Genomic DNA, 21726 nt, shown 5'->3' with positions numbered 1-21726 from the left:
TATACTAATAATGTAGGATATTCATTTATATCTTATCTAAACAAAAGATTAAATGCTATTAATAAATACTTAAATGGTTATACATTGTATAGGATTTATTTTAGTTTGAATATTTTGAAAGAAGCATCAACATGAGTCACAAAGATACAAGAAGAGAATGTGAAGAGTTGTGGGCAAAAAATAAATATTTTGTACTAAGCAAATCGCATAAAGCATATTTGGAGATAAGAGAGTACTTAAAAGGAACAGAATTGGATGTTTTATGGCTAAATGAGAAAATACATGAAACAAGAGATATGAAGGAGAGTAAAAAAGATTTTAGTAACGCTGTTCTTCACATATGGGGTTATTTCAAAAAAGACGCAAGTACAATTGAAAAACAGGTATTATTTGATATATTAAATGGATATATGGAAGGGAAAAATAATCAGAAGGTTGTAATTGAATGCATTAACACCTTACTAAAGAAATACCCTAATGAATATTTAGAAAAGTCAACTTTGTTAACAGTAGAACAATATGAGACTATGGCATGAAAAACTTATCCACTTATTGCCCAAAAGTCAGCTTCTCGGGCAACATAGGGAATGTTGTGCTCTGAGGGGCAATGGATGGAAAAAGAAACATAAAACTGTAGACTATGTGTTTACATATTCCCCGTATCATCTTTTTATTTACCATGTATTGGTTATGGAGGAGATGGAAAAAAGGGGATATAATGTTTCTGTGGAATGGAAAGATAAAAATTATAGAGGAAGGACAGCAGAAAAGTACGATAATCTTAAAGAGGAAATTATAGGCAGTCCAATTTACAAAGAGCACAATATCGAATATCTAGCTGATTGCATAGAAAATTTAAGAAACAAAGGTATACATTTAAAAGTATAGAAGTTGTGGAAGAGTAAATTGATATAAAAATAAAAGAAGTTGAAGATAAACTGGAAAAGGAAGGTGCATCAAAAGAAATATTATATGACCTTTCAGAATGGTTTGGAATACCAGAAAGCACAGAAGAGTATATTCGTGATTCACGGTAAAAGCTTTTTCTCGCTTGCTATATGAATGATGAGTCAGTTGGTTTTATTGTATTAAATGCAACCGACAAGGATTGTACAGATATTTTTGTAATTGGTATAAAAAATTCCATCAAATGGGTATTGGATCAGTACTTAACGAAGCTTACAAAACTACGGCAAGGAAGCCGGGTTATGCATATTAAAAATAGAAACTAAAAAGATACTGTTATAGAATAAAAGAAACAAATATGATATGGTAATTATTGAGTGGCCAAATTCCTTTATGGAATTTTTTGTAAAGGGAACTTCTTGATATGCGCTAGTTTTAATTAGGATATTTTTTCTCTTTTTATTAACATTAGTCAATGAAATTTAGCTCTTAACCTTTTATAATTTTGCAAAAAAAGGATATAAAATGAGTCAAATTTATAGTCTAGACAAAGATACAAAAATAGTTGAAAAAAGTGTCGTTAGCAAAAGGCTCTTTCAAAACAAAAATGCAAGCGTCGATATATACGCATTTGACGAGGGTGAGGAGCTAGACCACGAGATGCTTTTTATAGATAGCCTTGCATGGGTTGTAGAGGGCGGCGCTAGCCTATACTACGGCGAAAAGCAGATGCATATAGGCAATGAGCAAGCTTGCCTGATAGAGAAAAAAGTGTGGCGCAAGCTAGTTTTTAACGAACCAACGAAATATATTTCAATTGATTTTAAGGAGGATTTAATGATAGATCATTTACCTAAGGCAGCTATTTTTAGCTTAGTTGATGCAGTGGAATACGAAAAAGGCAAGATAGTTAGCAAAACGCTCGTAAAGAACGAAAACGGCTCAATGTCGCTGCTTAGTTTTGACACAGACCAAGAGCTCTCAACTCACGCAGCTCCAGGCGATGCACTACTTATCGCACTTGATGGCGAGATGAAGCTAACTATTGGTGATGAACATTTTGATATCAAAAAAGGCGATACCATCGTGTTACCAGGCAAAATACCACACGGATTAAAGATAAAAGATAAATTTAAAATGCTCTTAATCGTCACTAAAGACAAAATGTAATACTAAGCCCTATTTTTAGGGCTTCTTCTTTATAATAACAACAGTAAATTTATACTTAATAAAGCAAAAAGTAAAACCATAATATAATCGCTCCAAAAAAAGAAAAACTATGAAAAAAGAAAATTCCAAACTATTTTTGTTGCTATTTTTAGGTGCTCTCTCTGCCTTTGGACCATTTGTTACAGATCTTTATTTGCCAGCACTTCCGGCTATTACCGAGTGGTTTAAAACAAGCGTCACAGCTACGCAATTAACGATCACGACATCAATGGCAGGCTTAGCCATAGGTCAGCTCATAGTTGGTCCAATAAGTGATAAATTTGGCCGAAAACTGCCACTTATCATCTCGCTCATCGTCTATACGATAAGCACTATTTTTATATTTTTTGCACAAAATATCCAGTTTTTTATCTTTATGAGAATTATTCAAGGGCTTGCGAGTGCTGGTAGTTTGGTTATTTCAAGGGCTGTTGTGAGCGACCTTTATAAGGGCCATGAAATGACTAAATTTTTTAGTCTTATGATGGTTGTAAATGGCCTTGCTCCGATACTTTCACCAATTGGCGGTAGTTTTCTACTTAAATTTACTGACTGGCGCGGCATCTTTATGGCGCTAACCATCATTGGTATTTTGCTATTTATTGCAAATTTTTACTTCAAAGAGAGCCTAAGCCCTGCAAACCGACTAAAGTTACCATTGCTTCAGACTTATGGCGTCTTTGGCAAAATTTTAAGAAAGAAAAAATTTATGCTTTTTGTAAGCATTCAGACATTTGCGATGGGTGCGATGTTTGCTTATATAGCGTCATCTTCGTTTATATTTCAAGAATTTTATTCTTTAAGTCCAGTAAGCTATAGCTTTTGCTTTGCTTCAAATGGTTTGGGGCTTATTATAGGAGCAAGGCTTGCTAGTCTTTTAAATGAGAGAAAAGCGCTCAAAACCGGGCTTTTTGGTACCTTGTTTGCTAGCATTTTTATTGCTTTCATGCTTTGTTTTAAATTTGAAGTGATCGGCGTCATTATCGCATTTTTCTTATTGCTTCTTTTTACAGGATTTGTCTTGCCAACTGCTTCATCGCTAGCCATGAATGAAGGCAGAGAATACGCAGGCTCAGCCTCAGCGATACTTGGATTTTGCCCATTTTTCTTAGGCGGCGTAGTCTCTCCGCTAGTTGGGCTTGGTGATATATTTTATTCGACTTCTATTGTTATTTTAGCCTGCACATTACTTGCTTTGATATCTTTTTTAAGGTTAAAAAGAGTTGCGTAAAATTTATCTTATTTCAAATACAAAAATGACTGATGAGAGCGTTGTAAATTTAAGCGTAAGCAAGATCGAGTTTTTGAAATTTGAACTAAATTTAAGTGACTATGACGTGCTGGTAGCTACTTCTAAAAATGCTTTTAATGCATTAAAATTTAATGGCATTTCGCCTATAAATTTGCCAGTCTTTGCCATCGCAAATAGTTGTGCGTCGGCTGCAAGAGAGTTTGGATTTGGCGAAATTTATACCGGAAAGAATGCTCACGGAGATGACTTTGCAAGAGAAATTTTGCCACTTTTAAAAGGTAAAAAGGTTATTTATCTAAAAGGTAAAGATAGTGCTTCAAATTTCTTAGAAATTTTACAAGATGGTGGCGTAAATATAAAAGCGGTCATCGCCTATGAAAATGTCTTAAATCCTTGTAAAATGGAGCTAAAACCGCCAAAAAATAGTATCTTGATCTTCGCTTCTCCACTAAATGTCAAAAATTTTCTTAGTAATTTTGGCTGGGATGAGAGCTATCAAGCGATAAGCATTGGGAAGGTCACTGCAAAAGAGCTAAAATTTACCGAGCCAATAGTGAGCCAAAGTCAAGATATAAACGCCTGTATCGCGCTTGCCAAAACATTACTTTAAGCAAAGAATTTATATAATTTTATTGCCTGAGTGAAGCGAGTCAGCATTTTACGGGGTCCAACACTTTTTTGTTAGCGAAAAGGTATGGGTGCCTTGTGATGTGGCTTCGTTTGAGTCTGAAAAGGCGAGAAGTTGCAACCGTTTGGTATCCATCTATTTGCAAGATTGGCTTTGTTTATGGGCCACTCTTCTATGCGACGCCCACTCGGGTTTTTAAATTTACGGAGATGAAATGAATATTCTAATAATAGGAAGTGGCGGCCGCGAATACGCCATTGCTCTAAAACTAAAAAAAGAAAAAAATATAAATTTATACTTTGCGCCGGGAAATGGTGCGACCTCACGCCTTGGCGAGAATTTAAAGATAAAAGACTTTTATGAGCTTGCAAAATTTGCTAAACAAAATGATATTACCCTGACTATCGTAGGCCCTGAAACACCGCTTAGTGAAGGTGTGGTGGATATCTTTAAAAAAGAGGGTTTGCTTATATTTGGACCAAGCAAGGCAGCTGCTAGACTTGAAGCTAGCAAAGCCTATATGAAGGATTTTTTAGCTAGAAATAACATAAAAACTGCAAGATATTTAAACACAGATGATAAAGAAAAAGCATTTAAATTTATTGATACCTTAAGCGCGCCGATGGTCGTAAAGGCCGATGGTCTTTGTGCCGGAAAAGGCGTTATAATCGCAAATTCTAAAGAGGATGCCAAAGAGGCAGTTAGTGACATGCTAAGCGGAGCTAGCTTTGGTGATGCTGGTAAATTTGTTGTCGTTGAAGAGTTTTTGGATGGCTTTGAGCTGAGCTTTTTTGCTATTTGTGACGGCGAAAATTTTGTAAGTTTGCCAGTGGCACAAGACCACAAAAGATTACTTGATAATGATGAAGGTCCAAATACTGGTGGCATGGGCGCTTACGCTCCAAGTCCGCTTGCTTCAAAAGAGCTGATAAAAAGGGTTGAAGAAGAGGTTGTAAAGCCAACTCTAAAAGGGATGAAAAACGAGGGCAGTCCGTTTTGTGGAGTACTTTTTGTGGGACTGATGATCGTGAAAAATGAGCCTTATGTACTTGAGTTTAACGTAAGATTTGGCGATCCTGAATGCGAGGTCTTGATGCCGTTAATTGACGGAAATCTAAGCGAAATTTTACTAAATGCTGCAAAGGGCGAGCTAAAGCCTATTAGTTTAAAAGATGAATTTGCGGTTGGTGTCGTAATGGCTAGTAAGGACTATCCGTATAAAAGCAGCCCAAAAGCTAAAATTTCAGTTTTAAATGATGTAAAAGATGCTCACATCGCTTATGCTGGTGTTAGTGAGCAAGATGGAGAAATTTATGCAGATGGTGGCAGAGTATTAGTCTGCGTGGCTACTGCGAAGAGCGTAAAAGAAGCACGTGATAGAGCTTATGAGCTTTGTGAAAATGTAAAATTTGATGGAGCGCACTATAGAAAAGATATTGCCTGGCAGGCATTAAAATGAGTATGCAGATAGTTGAAAAGCTTGAAAAAGAAGAAATTTCGTTAGCGCCATTTTCAAAAAGAGTGCTAGCTTACTCAATTGATGAATGTATTGTTTCTTTTTTGTTTTTGATCATTTACTGGGATGCCTTTTTGTCGGTTATGAGCTATGATGAAGCCAGAAATTTGACTTTAAATTTTTTTTGGCAAATAGTCGCACTAAAGATTATTTATCATGCATTTTTTGTTTGGTATTATGGTGCGAGTCTTGGACAAATGATAACAAAGACGATGTGCATTAATGTAGAAATTTTAGATAGACCAAATTTTATTTCAAGCCTAGTAAGGGCGATTTTTAGGTTGGTTAGTGAAGCTTGTTTTTATCTTGGTTTTGCATGGGCATTTGCAAATCCAGCTAGGCAGACTTGGCAAGACAAAATAGCAAAAACAGTGGTGATAAATGCGTAAAATTTTATTTTTAGTTCCGGTTTGTATTTTAAATCTAAGTGCAGCTGTGCAAGATGTGCAGCTTTTGGCCGATGATGTAAAGCAAGATAAAGGCATCGTCATGGCTAATAAAAACGTCGTTGTATATTCACAAGATTATCTTGTGACAGCTGATTGTGCAGTTTATGATCAAAATAATTCGATTATCGAGCTCTTTGGAAATGTCAATATGATGAAGGGCAAAAGTGAAGTCTCTCGCTCAAACTATGCAAAGCTAAATTTAAAAAATAATGACACTGCTTTTGAATCGCTTTTTATGATGAATAAAGACATGGAAGTATGGATGAGAAGCGATGAAAGTAGCTCCGATAGCGAGTACTATAGAGTTAAAAAAGCGATGGTTTCAAGCTGTAATGTCCAAGATCCTGACTGGAGTATCACTTCAAGCTCAGCTATGCTAAATAAACAAAGCAAATTTTTACATCTTTTTAACCCAGTCTTTCGTATAGCTAATGTGCCGGTTTTTTACCTACCATATTTTGGTTTTTCAACAGATACCACAAGAAGAACAGGTCTTTTGCCGCCTGAGCTTGGATACGGAAAATCTGAAGGTTTTTATTACAAGCAGCCGATTTATTTTGCACCTTATAATGAGTGGGACTTCGAGATTGATCCGCAGATAAGAACAAACAGAGGCGTTGGAATTTATGGTGCGTTTAGATTTACTGAGTCGCCTGATTCAAGGGGCGAAATCAGCTTTGGCTCATTTACTGATAAAAACAGCTACCAAGCCAAGCAAAAAGGAGAGACTTCAAATAAAGCTGAACTAAAAAATAAAAAACATAAAGGCATCGGACTAAAATACGAAAGAGATAAGCTTATAAGATACCTTAGCGAAGCGGATTTGCAAGAGGGAATTTGGATAGACGCAACAAAGCTAAATGATATAGATTATTTAAATTTAAAAGGCAGAGATGATGATTATGATTCGCTTGTAACTTCTAAATTTAACTACTTCATCGCAAATGACGATCATTATTTTGGTGCTTATGCAAAATACTACATAGACACTGAAAAGATTGGCTCAAAAAATGAGAACAAAGACACGCTTCAAGAGCTCCCATCGCTTCAGTATCATAAATTTACAGATGATATTGTTTTGCCAAATATCTTATATTCACTTGATCTTCAGTCACATAGATATGATAGAAAAATAGGCGTTAGAGCGACTCAGTATGAATTTACACTTCCAGCTTCAGTGCATGTACCACTACTTGATGATAGCTTAACGTTTTCGTTTTACGAGTATTTATACGCTTCAAGAATAAATTACGAGAATAAGATAAATTCATTTGATGATAAAAGAGAAGATAAGCATACAAATTTTGTAAATAATTACCATAAATTTACCCTTCACACTGATCTTGCAAAAGCGTATGAGAGCTTTTATCACACTCTAAATTTTGGAGCTGAATACCTACTGCCAGGCTATAGAAAAGGAAATTTAGATGATGAGTTTATCTATGATAAAAATCTAAATGAGTATGAAAATTTCTTGACTCAAGAGCAGAGTAAGGAAGAAATTTCTGGTTATCTGACTCAGTATTTCTTTAACTCTAATGGTAGAAAGATTATAAAACATAGTATTTCTCAAGGATATTACACAAAAGAAGATGAATATTCGAATTTAAAAAATGCTATCTATCTATATCCATTTGAAAATTTAAGCCTTTATAATAAGCTTGAATATTCACACAAGAGCAAAGAGCTTAAAAAGGTACAAAGCGGATTTTCATACACGAATGATCTATTTTGGCTAAATATGCTTCATACTATGAAGAAAAATGATAGCAAAATAAAAAATAGTGCGACAAAAGATAGTTATTTTACAAGTGGTCTTGGAGTAAAATTACCTCATCAGTATAGTCTTATTGGCGGCTGGCAATATGATATTGAGCGAAGTTACACAAAAAGCTGGAGAATTGGTGTGCTTCATCAAAGAAAATGCTGGAATTACGGGATAATTTATCAACAAGATGTCGAGCCAACAACAACAATAAACGGCTCAGCATCAACTAGAAAAAATGGTATTTATTTCACGATAAATTTCTATCCAATGGGCGGTTTGCACTATGACTTTTCACAAAGTAGTACAAAATCGAGTGCCAACTAAATGATAACGGCTAAATTTAAGGATCAATTAGAGGCAGCTAGCAAGCTAATTGAAATTTTGCCAAAAAAAGAGCTCGTAGATAAAAAGACGATAGTTGTTTGTATGTCGCTTGAGTCAGTTATACTCACAGATGCGGTTTGTAGAAGTTTAAATTTAAGCTACGAGATGCTCTTTAGCGAGCCAATACCTGCGCCAAATAATAGCGAATGCGACGTTGCAATAGTTAGCGAGACAGAAGATATAGTATTAAATGATAAACTTATAAAGGCTTTTAATATAAGCTATGACTATATTTACGGCGAAGCACATAGAAAATATGAAGAGAAAATTTTAAAAAACGTTTATAAATACCGAAAAGGAAATTTGATAGGAGAGCTAAAAGATAAAAATATTTTACTAATCGATGAGGGGTGCGAGACTGGTATGACGGCACTCATTTGCATAAAGACGTTGCTTGATGTGAAGGTAAAATCCATCTCATACGCAACGCCAGTGATTGCTACTGATGTCTTTACAAATTTAAATGATATGGTCGATGAAATTTACACGATAAACAAGATCGTTGATTTTATCGATGTGGATTCGTATTACGAGAAAAAGATCGAAGCTACGAGTGAGCGTATCATGTCAATATTAGAAGAGAGCCCTTATTATTTGCCGTTACAAAAACAACAAGGAGATAAAAATAATGCAATATAGTATAGAAGTCAATAATCAGGTTGAAATTTTTGACCTTAATAAAGTAGCAAAACAAGCTAGCGGAGCGGTACTTTTAAGGGTGAAAAATACCGTAGTTTTAGCAACTGTTGCAAGAGAGGACACACAAGTTGAGGAGGATTTTTTACCTCTAACGGTGCAGTACATCGAAAAAGCTTACGCCGCTGGTAAAATTCCAGGTGGTTACGTTAAGCGCGAGACAAAGCCAGGCGACTTTGAAACGCTAACAGCTCGCATCATCGATAGATCTCTTAGACCACTCTTTCCAAAAGGTTACGCATATCCAACTCAAATCGTTGTAATGGTGCTTTCAGCTGATCCTGAGGTTGATTTGCAAGTTGTAAGTCTAAATGCAGCCTCAGTTGCACTCTATCTTAGCGACATCCCAGTAAATCGCCCAGTATGTGGTGTAAGAGTTGGCTATATAGATGATAAATTTGTGATCAACCCAAGCAACTCTGAACTAAAACAAAGTGCGATCGATCTATACGTGGCTGGCACAAAAGATGAGCTTTTGATGATCGAGATGAAAAGCTTGCCTCAACAAATTACACAGCTCATTCCGATGGTTGCGATTGAGCCGATGATAGATCCGAGCCTAAGTGATAGCATGGCTCAAAAACAGCTAATGAATGAATTTAGCGAAGATATGATGGTTGAAGCGATTGATTTTGCTGGTAAGGCGATACTAAGAGCTAGCAGTGCTTACGAAGAAGCTTTCAAAGAGCATAAGAAAGAGGACGCTGCGCTTGAGCTAAAACCTGAGATAGAAAATGAAAATATCGCTATTTATATCGATAAATTTTATAAAGCCGAAGTCAAAAACGCGATCAATCAAATGGCAAAAAGCGAGCGCGCTAGCGAGCTTAGCAAGATCGCAAAACAAATTTCAAGTGATGAGGTCGCTCAAAAAGAGGGCTGGGACGAGTCTGTCATCACAAATGTCCTTGGCAAATATAAAAAGAAAATCGTTAGAGAGCAGATCATAAACGAGGGTGTTAGAGCTGATGGACGTGGTCTTGAAGAGGTTAGGCCTATTAGTATCGAAACAAATGTGCTTCCAAATGCACATGGCTCATGCCTCTTTACAAGAGGACAGACACAAGCCCTAGTTGTCACTACTCTTGGCACTGACAGTGACGCTCAAATGTATGACATCCTTACTGAAAAAGTACCTTTTGTAGAGAAATTTATGTTTAACTACAACTTTCCAGGCTTTAGCGTAGGTGAGGCAAGTCCACTAAAAGCTCCTGGTAGACGCGAGCTTGGACATGGAAATTTAGCCAAACGTGCCCTTGCTCCAAGTATCGATCTAGCTTCTCCATATACGATAAGAGTCGTTTCAGAAATTTTAGAAAGCAATGGCTCAAGCTCGATGGCTAGCGTTTGTGGTGGCTCGCTCGCACTTAGAGCAGCTGGCGTAAATACTTTAAAACTTGTCGCAGGTGTCGCTATGGGATTAATATTTGAAGGCGATAAACACGCAGTGCTAACAGATATCATGGGGCTTGAAGATCATGACGGCGATATGGACTTTAAAGTAGCAGGTACAAGTGATGGCATCACGGCACTTCAGATGGACATTAAGCTTGGTGGCATTAGTTTAGAAGTGCTAAAAGAGGCACTTTATCAAGCAAAACGTGGTAGAGAGCATATCTTGTCTTTGATGGCAGAAGCGGATAAAAATATAGAAATAAATGAAGATGTGCTTCCAAAGCTTGAATTATTTAGTGTCGATCCAAGCAAGATCGTAGACATCATCGGACAAGCTGGCAAGACTATAAAAGAGATTATTGAGAAATTTGAAGTTTCAATCGATCTTGATAGAGAAAAAGGTGAAGTTAAAATCGCAGGTGGAGCAAAGAAAAATGTTGATGCTGCAAAAGACTACATCATCTCTATCACTTCAAAAGACAATGGACGTTCATTTGGCAAAAAGCCGTTTAAACACGACAAAGAGCGTTCAAAACCAAATTTTAATATCGGTGATGAGTTTTTGGGAACTGTAAAGAGTGTAGTTGATTTTGGTGTGTTTATCGAGCTAAAAGATGGCATTGATGGCTTGCTTCATATCTCAAAGATAAAAACTCCATTAAATGTAGGTGATCAGGTCAAAGTATGTGTGAGCGAGCAAAAAGGAAATAAAATTTCGCTCTCTTTAGTCGAATAAATTTTAAAGGACAGATGATGAAATACAAAAAGTTGCTTTTTCCAATAGGAGCTGGAGATGATATCGAGCCAAGAATTTATGGTGCCCTAAAGGTTGCTCAGTGGTTTAACACACATATGGAAATTATGACTTGCCAGCTCGACCCAAGCGTAGTTTATAATATGAAAATGACGCTTCGTGGAGGAGTGCTTTTTGAGGAATTTCTAAAATCAGCTAAATCTGAACTAGCTGTCGAGCATGAAGAGAATGAGAAAATTTTCAATAAAATTTGTGCTGAGCTTGGCATAAAAGTAACTAGTGAAATCATTGAAGATGTTTGCACTGCAAATTTTACGATTCACAGTGGCAAAAGAAGCGCGATAGTGGAGCAAGAGAGTAAATTTTGCGATCTAGTGGTGGCTGCTGTGCCACTTGATGGAAAGATCACTGGAACATTTGAGTCAGCTGTTTTAAAAAGTGGTAAAAATGCGATTGTAATCCCTAGAAAAATGCGTGAGTTTAAAGCTGATAATATCCTTGTTAGCTGGACTGGTACGACGCAAAGCTCAAGGGCATTAACAGGCTCGATAGATCTTTTAAAAAAGGCGAAAAAGGTTCAGTGCATTACCTCAAAAGCAAGCCTTGGCGATAATGCTGAACTAAATCTTAAAAAGCTTGAAGAGTACTTCAAAATTCATGGCATATCAGCCACTTTTGAAGTGATTGCTACCACGATGATACCTGGTGAAGCGCTTTTAAAAGCAGCTATTGATAGAAATGCTGATCTAATCGTTGCTAGCAGATATGGTGAAAATGGTCTTATGGAAATGGTGCTTGGTGGCACTTCGAGATTTTTCTTAGAACACACAAATATCCCAGTTTATCTATAATGGATTGCGGCTTAGTCCGCGATCTAATTCTTTTCACTTTATAGATTTTAAAATTCCATTCACTCGCAATAATTGACTACTAAATTTTGGCTTCACTGACCGCTTAACTCAAATTTTAGAGCTGAAATTACTCGTTTAAAATTTACAAGACCTTAATGGTATAGTGCGTCAGATGGCAGCGCGCTTCGTTCTTAGCCACAAACTACAAATTCTATAAATTTTAAAGCTCCCATTAAGTTTTCATCAAGCACCTTATTAGCCAAAATTTTGTAAAATCCACTCATTAAAAAAGGATAAAAAATGAGTGAAAATTCTAGCTTTACGCACCTACATTTACACACTGAATACTCCCTACTTGACGGAGCGAACAAGATAAAAGAGCTAGCTCACGTACTTCATGATAGAGGCGACACAGCAGCGGCGATTACTGATCACGGCAATATGTTTGGAGCGATAGATTTTTACAAAGCGATGAAAAAAGAGGGGATAAAGCCACTAATTGGCATCGAAGCTTACGTGCATAACGGCGAGCAGCTTGATGATAAGAGCACCAAGCAGCGTTTTCACCTCATACTAATCGCCAAAAACGAGACTGGCTATAAAAATTTAATGTATCTTAGCTCCATGAGCTACATCGAGGGCTTTTACTACTATCCTCGTATAAATAAAAAAATTTTAAAAGAGCACAGCGAGGGCTTGGTTTGTAGCTCAGCGTGCTTGCAGGGCGAGGTGAGCTGGCATCTAAATTTAAGCGATCGCAATGTGAAATTTGGTGCAAAGGGCTACGAGAGAGCAAAAGAGGTCGCACTTGAATATAAAGAAATTTTTGGAGATGACTTCTATCTTGAGATCATGCGTCACGGTATCGGCGATCAAAAACGCATTGATGATGATATTTTACGCATCGCCAAAGAGACTGGCATAAAGGTTATCGCTACAAACGATACTCACTACACTTTTAAAGAGCGAGCCGACGCGCATGAGGTTTTTATGTGTATCGCAATGAACAAAACTTTAGATGATCCAAACCGACTTCGCCACAGCGTTCATGAGTTTTTTGTAAAAAGCAAAGAGCAGATGAGTGAGCTATTTTTAGATATCCCTGAAGTGATAGAAAATACCCAAGAGATCGTGGATAAGTGCAACCTTGAGATCAAGCTTGGCAACCCAACTCCACCAAATTTTAAATTTACTCTTGAATATGCCAAAGAGAGAAATTTAACACTTCCAGAGCCTGAAAATAGATATAGCTTTAAAAATGATGCTGTATTTTTTGAATATGAATGTAGAAAAGGTCTTGATGAGAGACTAAAATTTGTCCCTGAAAATTTACATGACGAATACAAAAAGCGTCTTGAGATAGAGATTGGTATCATAAATAAAATGAATTTCCCAGGCTATATGATGATCGTTTGGGACTTCATAAATGAGGCCAAAAGTAGAGGTGTGCCAGTTGGTCCAGGACGTGGTTCTGCGGCTGGTAGCTTGGTCGCTTACTCGCTAAAGATCACTGACCTTGATCCAATCCCATACAACCTACTTTTTGAGAGATTTCTAAACCCAGAGCGTGTTAGTATGCCAGATATCGACGTGGATTTTTGTCAAAGTAGGCGTGGCGAGATAATTGACTATGTTACGCAAAAATATGGAAAATTTAACGTTGCTGGCGTTATTACATTTGGTAAATTGCTTGCAAAAGGTGTCATTAGAGATGTTGCTAGGGTTTGTGATATGCCTTACGCCGAAGCCGATGCGATGGCAAAGCTAATACCTGATGAACTTGGTATTACGCTAAAAGATGCTTATGAAAAAGAGCCAAAGATAGCTGAGCTCATCAGCCAAAATCCAAAGGCAGCTAAAATTTGGAAATTTGCACTTGATCTTGAGGGACTAAACAGAAACGCTGGTCAGCACGCAGCAGGTGTCGTTATCTCAAATGAGGAGCTGTGGAACAAAACCCCGCTATTTCGTCAGCCAAACAGCCCAGAAGATCGCTATGTTACGCAGTATAGCCTTAAATATCTTGAGGATGTGGATTTAATTAAATTCGACTTTCTTGGACTAAAAACGCTAACGGTTATCGATAATGCCATAAAGCTGGTAAAACAACGAACTGGCAAGGATATCATTTGGGAGCAGATCGATAAAAACGATTCTAATGTTTATAAAATGATACAAAGCGGCCAAGCGATAGGAATTTTCCAAATCGAGGGCGAGGGTATGAGAAAGCTAGGAACTAGTTTGCGTCCAGACTGCTTTGAGGATATCGTCGCGATGCTAGCGCTCTACCGCCCGGGACCGATGGAAAGTGGTATGCTTGATGACTTTGTCAAAAGAAAACATGGCGAGGCAGAGATAACCTACTCATTTAAAGAGCTTGAGCCGATCCTTGCGCCAACATACGGCGTCATCGTCTATCAAGAGCAAGTTATGCAAATCGTTCAAGCTATAGGCGGCTTTAGCCTTGGTGGGGCGGACCTTGTACGCCGTGCGATGGGTAAAAAGATCAAAGAAGAGATGGACAGACTAAAGGGTGAGTTTGTAAAAGGTGCTGAGGCAAAAGGGCTAAATGGGCAAAAAGCAGACGATCTTTTCGAGCTAATTGTAAAATTTGCAGGATATGGCTTTAATAAATCTCACTCCGCCGCCTACGCCTACGTCACATTTCAGACGGCTTATCTTAAGGCCTATTACCCGGCTGAATTTATGGCGGCACTTCTTACAAGTGAAGAGAGCAACGTCGATAAGATCGTTCGCTATATCGATGAGATAAAACGCATAAATATAGATACTTTGCCACCATCTATCAACAAATCAACTAAAGAATTTAGCGTCGTTAAAAATGGCGATCATGACGGCATTATCTTTGGGCTTGGTGCGATTAAAGGCGTTGGCGGAGCGGCTATTGAAAACATTATCACTGAGCGTGAAGCAAATGGCGAATTTAAGAGTATGGACGACTTTGTCTCAAGGATCGATCCATTTAAAGTGAATAAAAAGGTCTTTGAAAGCCTTATAAAAGCTGGCTGCTTTGATGAGTTTGGTTTTAGTCGCAAGATGCTTATGCAAAATGTAGAAAATATCATAGAAGCTTGCAAAAGTGCTGCTCAGATCCGTAAAAATGCTGTTGAGAGCTTATTTGGCGAAGATGAGAGCATGAATGATGTGAAGATAAATTTTGTCACGATAAATGACGAATTTGATATCAAGCAAATTTTAAAATTTGAGCAAGAGAGCGTTGGTATCTACCTCTCAGGCCACCCGCTCGATGATTATAAAGACGAGATCAACAAGATAAAATACACTCTAAGCTCAGAATTTGAGAGCTTGCCACAAAGTGCAGAAATTTTAGTCGTTGGCAAGATCGAAGACTTTAGCACAAGGATAACCAAAAGTGGCAAGAAAATGGGCACTATAAACGTGCTTGATTTTCATGGAAATATCGAGATCGCAGTCTTTGAAAGAGAGCTTGGCAACATCGAAGATATAGTAAAAGATGAAGCAAAACGTGACCTGCCTTATGCTTTTAGGATAAATATCACAAAAGATGATCAATTTGTAAGGACAAATTTAAACGAGGTTTATAGCCTAGAAGATGCACAAAATTTAGACTTTAAGACAAGAAAACTAAAACAAAACTCTAAATTTTCTAAAAATGAAGAAGCTAGCGCCCCTCAAAGAGTAAGAGAATATGCTGAGCTAGAGGTGCTTTTATGCCTTAGTGAGCTTAGCAAAGATAAGATAACTAGCCTTTATAATCTTGGCTATAACGAACATATAAAAAGTGGCACAAACAACGATAAGCGTCTTGTTATTAAGATAAAAAATGAAAATACGGCTCAAATTTTTGTCTATAAGACAAAATTTGTTGTAAATGACAGCTTTAAAGAAAAAGCACTTCAAGCAATAGCTTGCTAAGACCTCGGTGAAGCGATGTTTTTAGATAAGCTTGGCGTAGATAAAAGTAACTGGAGCGAGCTTTTTAGCGCATGTGTTGGCAAAGCGACATTACTTCAAAAACGTGCATTTAAGCTACTTGTTGAAGGTAACAACTGGCAGGTCGATTTTGATAGCGGTAAAATTTACTTTGATGAGCGTGAGTTTGATATGCAGTTTATCGGCTCCGAGAGCTTCTCGTCAAATACGTGGCTTTGGGGTTATGAAAATATAAATGGCTTTGATGAGCGGTTGCTCGGGCTTGCAAATAAAGCACGTGAGTTTGGCGAAAAATTTGGACTTAGTGCATTTAGCAGGCCACAATTTGAGCTAGATGAAAATTTAAATGGTCACACGATTAGTATGATCCTTTGCACCGCTTTTGATGAGCAAAATTATTATAGGATAGAGTACGATGGTGGTGCGGCATACGTAGCGTTTAGATCAGATGCTGTCTTTGAAGAGCCAGTGCTAGCAAATGAGCTTTTGAGCGTAGTAAATGAGTGTTTAAGCACTTACGATCTAGATCACAAAATCCTTGTCAAAGGACTTTTGCTAAGCTGTGATATGAAATTTAGCGAAAGTCCTAATGAGATCGTAGCGAATAAAAACGAGCTTAGCTTTAAATTTGACGAGCTAAATAGGCTCATAAATATTTCAAGCAAGCTTTAAAATTTAATACTCTTTACCACATCAGCACCAAGTGCTAGCTTCATATGAAGAGAAAACATCTCGTGGTAAAAGTCGCCATTGTGTCCTGGTATGTCATATGTTTGCGTAAGATCAAACGGTACGATAACTCTTGATTTTTTATTGTATTCATTGGCTCGTAGCTTAAGATAACTAACGCACTGATAAACGCACATATCAGTGCAATCCCCAGTGACTATAAAGGTGTCTAGCTCCGGATGCTCTTCTAAAAATTTCTCAAATTCTTTATTAAACGCAATGCTTAAAGAGTTTTTATAAAATGCTTTGATCTCTTTAAAAAAGCTTAGATTTTCTATCTCTTTTACAGTTTTTATCTCATTTGTATCAAGCACTGCGTGAGGTAAAAAGGTCTCAAATTCTTTTGAATCACTGGTGTGCCTATCTTCTATAAGAATAAAATTTCTAAAGCCAAAATCTCTCCACGCTCTATCAAAAAGTGTCGCGATCCCTTTTGATAAGGCGGCTACTCTTTGACTAGCGAGCGCACCACTTCCAGCAAAAGCCTCTATCATATCGATACAGATAAATGCAACGTTTTTTGCTCCATCGTTTGAAATTTCTCTCAAATCAAGCGTTTGAAGAGATTTTTTAAAAGCCTCAAGTTCGTTTTGTATGTTCATTCTTACTCCTTTATTGGTAAATTTATGCAAAATGTTTTTGGATTTAGTGTGATCTCGATACTACCTTTGTGAGCCTCTATGATCTGCAAGCAAAGGTGCAGTCCAAGGCCGTTTCCTTTTAGCTTGCTACTTTTAAACGGCTCAAAAACTATGGCTTTATCTTTGATAGGTTCGCCACTATCATAAATGATAAATTTATGTTCACTTGGTGTTTTTTCATAGCTTAAAATGATCTCTCCTTCATCATCATCGCTCTCTTCGATGGCATCAATGGCGTTAAATAAAATATTTTGAAAGACGATGGTTAGTAGATCAAGGTCGCCCATATATTTGCCATCTGGAAATTCTAGGCTAAATTTAATATCCTTTGAATAGTCGTAAAAATTTATAGCCTCTTCGCACTCTTTTTTAAGCTGCGAAAAGTCAAAAATTTGCGTATTTATATTAAGACCTTTTGTAAAAAGTAGTGTGGCTTTGATTATACGTTCGACTCGCCATGTAGCTTTTTGTATTTGATTTACGATAGGCTGTATGCGCTCATCGGCTCTTTTAAGTAGTGTTGATGCTAAAAGCGAGATAGAGCCTACTGGATTTCTGATCTCGTGGGCTAGGTGAGCTGCTACTTGGCCCATGGAGGCAAGACGCTCGGTGCGTTTTTCTACTGTTATGTTTGTTGCAGAGATTATTAGTTTATTGTCTTTAGAGCTTGTTTTAAAAAGATAAATTTGCCCATCTACATTTATCTCGCCCTCTTTTTTTGGTATCTCTTTAAAAATTTTACCAAGTCTTACTGCCTCTGAGTTTTGTAAAAAAATCTCATCATTTTCATCTAACACCCAGATAGCATTTGGCAGAATTTCCACAATATCTTTAATGAAATTTTGCAAGTTTGCATAAGATGATGTTAAATTTTTATATTCGTTTTCTATCAGATAAGTCTGCTCTATCAGGCTTTTTAAGCCAGCTTGGATATCGTGTTCGTTCATTTTAAAAGTTCCTCAAAATCGCTAATTTCATAAAGCCTTAGCCTTTCATCCTTTAGATTTCTTAGCTCGCTACTAAATCCACTCTTTGAAAAAAGAGCAATAATATCTGGCTTGATATTTAGTTTTTCGCATTTTTTTAATAGTAAATTTAGCACGTTTTTACAAACCTTTCTCTCTTTGTACTTTGCCTCGCCGACTATGATCTTGCCGCCTATATTTAATAGCATATCAAGCTCTATATTCCTGCTCCAAAAGCTACTTAAAAATATGCCATTAATCAGAAATTTTTTTGCCATGAGTTCACCGCATAAAATTTCAAATCCAAGGCTTGCATATTCGTCAAATTCATTTTTTATAATGGCTAAAATTTCATCATTTTTACCAGCTTTTAGCAAGCTTAAATTTGGCTCTATAAATCTAAACCAAAACCTTGAAAAATGGCTATTAAAATGTATTTTATCCTCAATTTTATAGCCTCTTTCTTCTTTTTTTAGCATTTGGTTTTTTGATCTTTTTGGTAAAACTTCTCTACTTTTTTCTAGCAGTAAAAAATTCTTTTCAAAAAGCTTTGCATAGACTTTGCTAGCTAGGCTTTGAGGTAAAATTTTATTTACATTAAATTTTTTTCTATCGCTTCGTGCGAGTTTTATGAGGGCAGATTTTATAGCATCGTTTGTATCGGATTCGAAGTAAAATTTTGGCATCAAGGCTAAGAAGTTATTTAAAATTTCAGCCTCGATTGCTTCAAAAACATCATAATATGAGTGCTTTAAATCAAACTCATCAAAGACGAGATGAAATTTAATAAGTTCATTTATATCAAGGTGTTTCATTAGCTCAAATGTTGATTTTAAAGCTTTTATATCGGCTCCTTTATTTGTGCATTGTAGTATATTTTAGCTAAAGTAATCTATAATGCTAAGCAAAAAACAAGGGTTGTGATTTGGTAAATTTAGAGCATATTAGAGAAAATATAATTTTAAAAAATGGCATTTATTATTTTGACTTTACAGCTTCAGGACTAGCTTATAAACCTATCGAAGATGAGATGGCAAAAATACTCCAAACATACGCAAATACGCACTCTATCAGCTCATCAAACGCCTATAAAACCGCTCAAACTTATGAAGATTCAAGACGTGAATTAAAAAGCTTACTAGGACTTGATGATAGTTTTTATCTTTTTGCTTGTGGCAATGGAGCTACCGGCGCGATAAAGAAATTTCAAGAAATTTTAGGAATTTATGCATCGCCAGCGTTAAAAAAAAGATATGCCCTAAAGCCAGATGAAAATTCTCCACTCGTGGTGCTTGGCCCTTATGAGCACCATTCAAATGAGATAAGCTTTAGGCAAGCACTTTGTGAGGTTGAGCGTATCAGACTTGATAAAAATGGAGGGATCGACTTTAATCATTTGGAGCAAATTTTAAGGATAAATGTCGGTCGTGAGATCATCGCAACTTTTAGTGTGGCTTCAAATGTGACTGGGGTTTTGAGCGATTATAGAAAAATTTATACTCTTATAAAATCTTATGGTGGCATTGTGGCATTTGATGCTGCAAGCTTTAGCGCATATGGAAATATTGATTGCGACTATTTCGATGCTCTTTTTTTATCGCCACATAAATTGCTTGGTGGAGTTGGAAGTTGTGGGCTTCTTGCTATAAAAAAGATACTTGCAAACTCAGATGAGCCGACATTTGCTGGTGGTGGAACGGTAAGTTATGTCAGCAAAAACTACGCTATATTTGTAAAAGATAGTGAGCAGCTAGAAGAGGCTGGTACTCCGCCTATTTTAGGACTTATAAGGGCAAATTTGGCTTATAGGCTAAGAAATGAGATAGGATTTGAGGCAATATATGAAAACGAAAGCGAGCTTGGAGAGTATTTGGAAAAAAGACTAGCAGAAATTCCTGAGCTTACGTGCTATCATCCAAATAACATAAAGCGTTTGCCGATCTTTTCTTTTAATGTGGCCGGCGTTTCGCCTTATGAACTAGCTAAAGTTTTAAGCAAAGAATATGGCATTCAAACGCGTGCAGGATGTTCTTGTGCTGGGCCATATGGACATGATCTGCTTCATTTAAAAGAAGATGCACTATTTACCCATAAGCCAGGCTGGGTAAGGGCTGGACTCCACTATACGCATACGCTACAAGACGTGGATTATCTAGTAGATGCATTAAAAAATAGCATTAAGAAGTATTCAAGCATTTGGAAGGTCGATGATCCTTTTAGTGTTGATAAAATTTCAGGTTGTATGGGAGATAGATGAAAAATATATTAATCATTGCAGGAAGTGATAGTGTTGGTGGTGCTGGCGTACAGGCTGATATTAAGACATGCGAGGCATTTTCTTGCTACGCAGCGACAGCTATTACGGCTCTTACGGCACAAAATACAAATGGCGTTAGCAATATCTTTGCTACAAATGCTACAAATCTAAATGAACAGATCAAAATGGTAGACGAAGAGCTAAACATAGATGCCATAAAGGTTGGTATGCTTTTTAATAAAGAGCTTATATCTTGCGTTGGTTCTTGGCTTGAAAAATTTCATAAGCAAGGCATTAAAATAGTAATAGACCCAGTTTGCGTAGCAAAATCAGGCTCAAAGCTTCTTGAGGATGACGCGATAGCAAGCTTAAAAGAGCTTTTTAAATTTGCAGACATTATCACGCCAAATATCGATGAAGCCAAAGTTTTGGAGCTTGATAGTAAAAATTTACCTTGCGATATGATCTTAAAGCGAAGCACGGTTGCAGAAATTTGTGAAGATACTCTTTTTAAAAAAAATGGTGACGTGCTTAAATTTAAAGAGCCACTAATAAAACCAGAGATCATTCACGGGGCTGGATGTAGCTTTGCGAGTGCGCTGGCCTGCTTGCTAGCAAATGGACACACTAAAGAAGAAGCCATAAAACTAGCCAAAAAATACATTTTAAATGCTATTAAAAATGCAATTACGACAAAATTTGGCAAACGTCTACTAAATCATAAAGTTGGCATAAGTGATTGAAATTTACGCGATTAGCGATGATGTGTTGATGCCTGAAAATTTAGCCTTGCAATACACTAAAGAAATTTTAGAGTGTGGGGTGAAATTTTTTCAATTTCGCTCTAAAAAAATACCCAAAGATAAGAGGCTAGCTAGTGAAATTTTCAACCTATGCGAAAAATTTGGAGCTAGATTTATCGTAAATGATGATATTTTATTTGCTGCTCATATAGGGGCAAAGTCCGTGCATTTGGGAAAAGATGATGCGAGCATAAAAGAGGCGTTTGAAATTTTAGGAGATGATGCTTACGTGGGAGTTAGCTGCTATGATAGCTTGGAGCTTGCCATTAGGGCAAAACAAAATGGTGCTAGCTATGTGGCTTTTGGAGCGATGTTTAAAAGCCCAACAAAACCAAATGCACCGCTTTGCAAGGCTCAAACTATATCACAAGCAAAAGAAATGGGAATGAATGTATGTGTTATAGGGGGCATAAATTCTTGCAATATTGCAAGTGTTACTAAAGTAAAGCCAGACATGGTCGCCTTAATATCCGCTATCTATAAAGATGGCACGATAAAGAAAAATATAGAAAATTTACAAAGAAATTTATTGCTTTAAAAGATACTTGTTTTGCAAGATTTTTTATAAAAATTTAATTATAATCCCT

General features: G+C 36.8%; 19 protein-coding genes. 16 read left to right on the top strand and 3 right to left on the bottom strand.

Annotation, left to right across the window (positions count from 1 at the left end; genetic code table 11):
- Positions 1-131 precede the first annotated feature (131 nt).
- The 13 genes from FZ949_RS08795 to FZ949_RS08725 all read left to right on the top strand — a co-directional run bounded on the left by FZ949_RS08795 (position 132) and on the right by FZ949_RS08725 (position 16416).
- Positions 132-536, top strand: a complete 405-nt coding sequence (locus FZ949_RS08795; protein WP_103580500.1) for a YbgA family protein — start codon at positions 132-134, stop codon at positions 534-536.
- The gene (locus FZ949_RS08790) at positions 520-888 is read left to right on the top strand and encodes a TIGR02328 family protein (RefSeq protein WP_103580501.1); all 369 of its coding nucleotides are present in this window, start codon (positions 520-522) and stop codon (positions 886-888) included. The genes FZ949_RS08795 and FZ949_RS08790 overlap by 17 nt, the downstream gene beginning before the upstream one ends.
- A 543-nt stretch (positions 889-1431) precedes the next feature.
- Positions 1432-2076: a cupin domain-containing protein gene (locus FZ949_RS08780; RefSeq protein WP_103580502.1), complete on the top strand. Its 645-nt coding sequence runs from the start codon at positions 1432-1434 to the stop codon at positions 2074-2076.
- A 109-nt stretch (positions 2077-2185) separates the two neighbouring features.
- Positions 2186-3346 carry a multidrug effflux MFS transporter gene (locus FZ949_RS08775; RefSeq protein ID WP_103580503.1) on the top strand — a complete coding sequence of 387 codons (1161 nt, stop codon included), beginning with the start codon at positions 2186-2188 and terminating at the stop codon, positions 3344-3346.
- The gene (locus tag FZ949_RS08770; RefSeq protein WP_103580504.1) at positions 3339-3977 is read left to right on the top strand and encodes a uroporphyrinogen-III synthase; all 639 of its coding nucleotides are present in this window, start codon (positions 3339-3341) and stop codon (positions 3975-3977) included. Before FZ949_RS08775 ends, FZ949_RS08770 begins: the two co-directional genes overlap by 8 nt.
- A gap of 232 nt (positions 3978-4209) precedes the next feature.
- Positions 4210-5454 (top strand): phosphoribosylamine--glycine ligase, encoded by a 1245-nt coding sequence (gene purD, locus FZ949_RS08765; RefSeq protein ID WP_148790351.1) that lies wholly within the window; start codon positions 4210-4212, stop codon positions 5452-5454.
- Positions 5451-5900, top strand: coding sequence for an RDD family protein (locus FZ949_RS08760; RefSeq protein ID WP_107952746.1), 450 nt, complete (start codon positions 5451-5453; stop codon positions 5898-5900). Before purD ends, FZ949_RS08760 begins: the two co-directional genes overlap by 4 nt.
- Positions 5893-8052: an LPS-assembly protein LptD gene (locus FZ949_RS08755; protein ID WP_148790350.1), complete on the top strand. Its 2160-nt coding sequence runs from the start codon at positions 5893-5895 to the stop codon at positions 8050-8052. The genes FZ949_RS08760 and FZ949_RS08755 overlap by 8 nt, the downstream gene beginning before the upstream one ends.
- The gene (locus tag FZ949_RS08750; RefSeq protein WP_021091548.1) at positions 8053-8751 is read left to right on the top strand and encodes a hypothetical protein; all 699 of its coding nucleotides are present in this window, start codon (positions 8053-8055) and stop codon (positions 8749-8751) included. It abuts the gene before it with no gap.
- Entirely contained in the window at positions 8741-10939 is a 2199-nt protein-coding gene (locus tag FZ949_RS08745; RefSeq protein WP_087580214.1) for a polyribonucleotide nucleotidyltransferase, read from the top strand. Before FZ949_RS08750 ends, FZ949_RS08745 begins: the two co-directional genes overlap by 11 nt.
- A 17-nt stretch (positions 10940-10956) precedes the next feature.
- On the top strand, positions 10957-11808 hold the full coding sequence (locus tag FZ949_RS08740; RefSeq protein ID WP_021091781.1) for a universal stress protein: 852 nt from the start codon (positions 10957-10959) through the stop codon (positions 11806-11808).
- A 300-nt stretch (positions 11809-12108) separates the two neighbouring features.
- The gene (dnaE, locus tag FZ949_RS08730) at positions 12109-15726 is read left to right on the top strand and encodes a DNA polymerase III subunit alpha (protein ID WP_103580508.1); all 3618 of its coding nucleotides are present in this window, start codon (positions 12109-12111) and stop codon (positions 15724-15726) included.
- 15 nt (positions 15727-15741) lie between these two features.
- Positions 15742-16416 carry a DUF6882 domain-containing protein gene (locus FZ949_RS08725; RefSeq protein ID WP_148790349.1) on the top strand — a complete coding sequence of 225 codons (675 nt, stop codon included), beginning with the start codon at positions 15742-15744 and terminating at the stop codon, positions 16414-16416.
- On the opposite strand, the gene FZ949_RS08720 is transcribed toward FZ949_RS08725, so the two are convergent.
- Genes FZ949_RS08720 through FZ949_RS08710 form a run of 3 tightly spaced genes read right to left on the bottom strand, consistent with a single transcriptional unit; the run spans position 16413 to position 18894 of the window.
- On the bottom strand, positions 16413-17075 hold the full coding sequence (locus FZ949_RS08720) for a cysteine hydrolase family protein (protein WP_107952740.1): 663 nt from the start codon (positions 17073-17075) through the stop codon (positions 16413-16415). The genes FZ949_RS08725 and FZ949_RS08720 overlap by 4 nt on opposite strands.
- Before the next feature lie 2 nt (positions 17076-17077).
- A complete protein-coding gene (locus FZ949_RS08715; RefSeq protein ID WP_103580511.1) occupies positions 17078-18061 on the bottom strand; it encodes a sensor histidine kinase in 984 nt (327 codons plus the stop codon).
- Positions 18058-18894, bottom strand: coding sequence for a DUF234 domain-containing protein (locus tag FZ949_RS08710; RefSeq protein ID WP_103580512.1), 837 nt, complete (start codon positions 18892-18894; stop codon positions 18058-18060). The genes FZ949_RS08715 and FZ949_RS08710 overlap by 4 nt, the downstream gene beginning before the upstream one ends.
- 110 nt (positions 18895-19004) lie before the next feature.
- Between FZ949_RS08710 and FZ949_RS08705 the strand changes: the two genes are divergently transcribed.
- The 3 genes from FZ949_RS08705 to thiE are packed head-to-tail and all read left to right on the top strand — an operon-like array spanning position 19005 to position 21677.
- Positions 19005-20336 carry an aminotransferase class V-fold PLP-dependent enzyme gene (locus tag FZ949_RS08705; protein WP_103580513.1) on the top strand — a complete coding sequence of 444 codons (1332 nt, stop codon included), beginning with the start codon at positions 19005-19007 and terminating at the stop codon, positions 20334-20336.
- Positions 20333-21079 (top strand): hydroxymethylpyrimidine/phosphomethylpyrimidine kinase, encoded by a 747-nt coding sequence (locus tag FZ949_RS08700; RefSeq protein ID WP_107952739.1) that lies wholly within the window; start codon positions 20333-20335, stop codon positions 21077-21079. Before FZ949_RS08705 ends, FZ949_RS08700 begins: the two co-directional genes overlap by 4 nt.
- Positions 21072-21677 carry a thiamine phosphate synthase gene (thiE, locus tag FZ949_RS08695; protein ID WP_103580515.1) on the top strand — a complete coding sequence of 202 codons (606 nt, stop codon included), beginning with the start codon at positions 21072-21074 and terminating at the stop codon, positions 21675-21677. Before FZ949_RS08700 ends, thiE begins: the two co-directional genes overlap by 8 nt.
- The last annotated feature ends 49 nt before the right edge of the window (positions 21678-21726 follow it).

This window comes from Campylobacter concisus (assembly GCF_902460545.1).
GTDB classification, from domain to species: Bacteria; Campylobacterota; Campylobacteria; order Campylobacterales; family Campylobacteraceae; genus Campylobacter_A; species Campylobacter_A concisus_AE.
The sequence above is the reverse complement of the archived record's forward strand: the minus strand, read 5'-3'. Positions and strand labels throughout refer to the sequence as shown.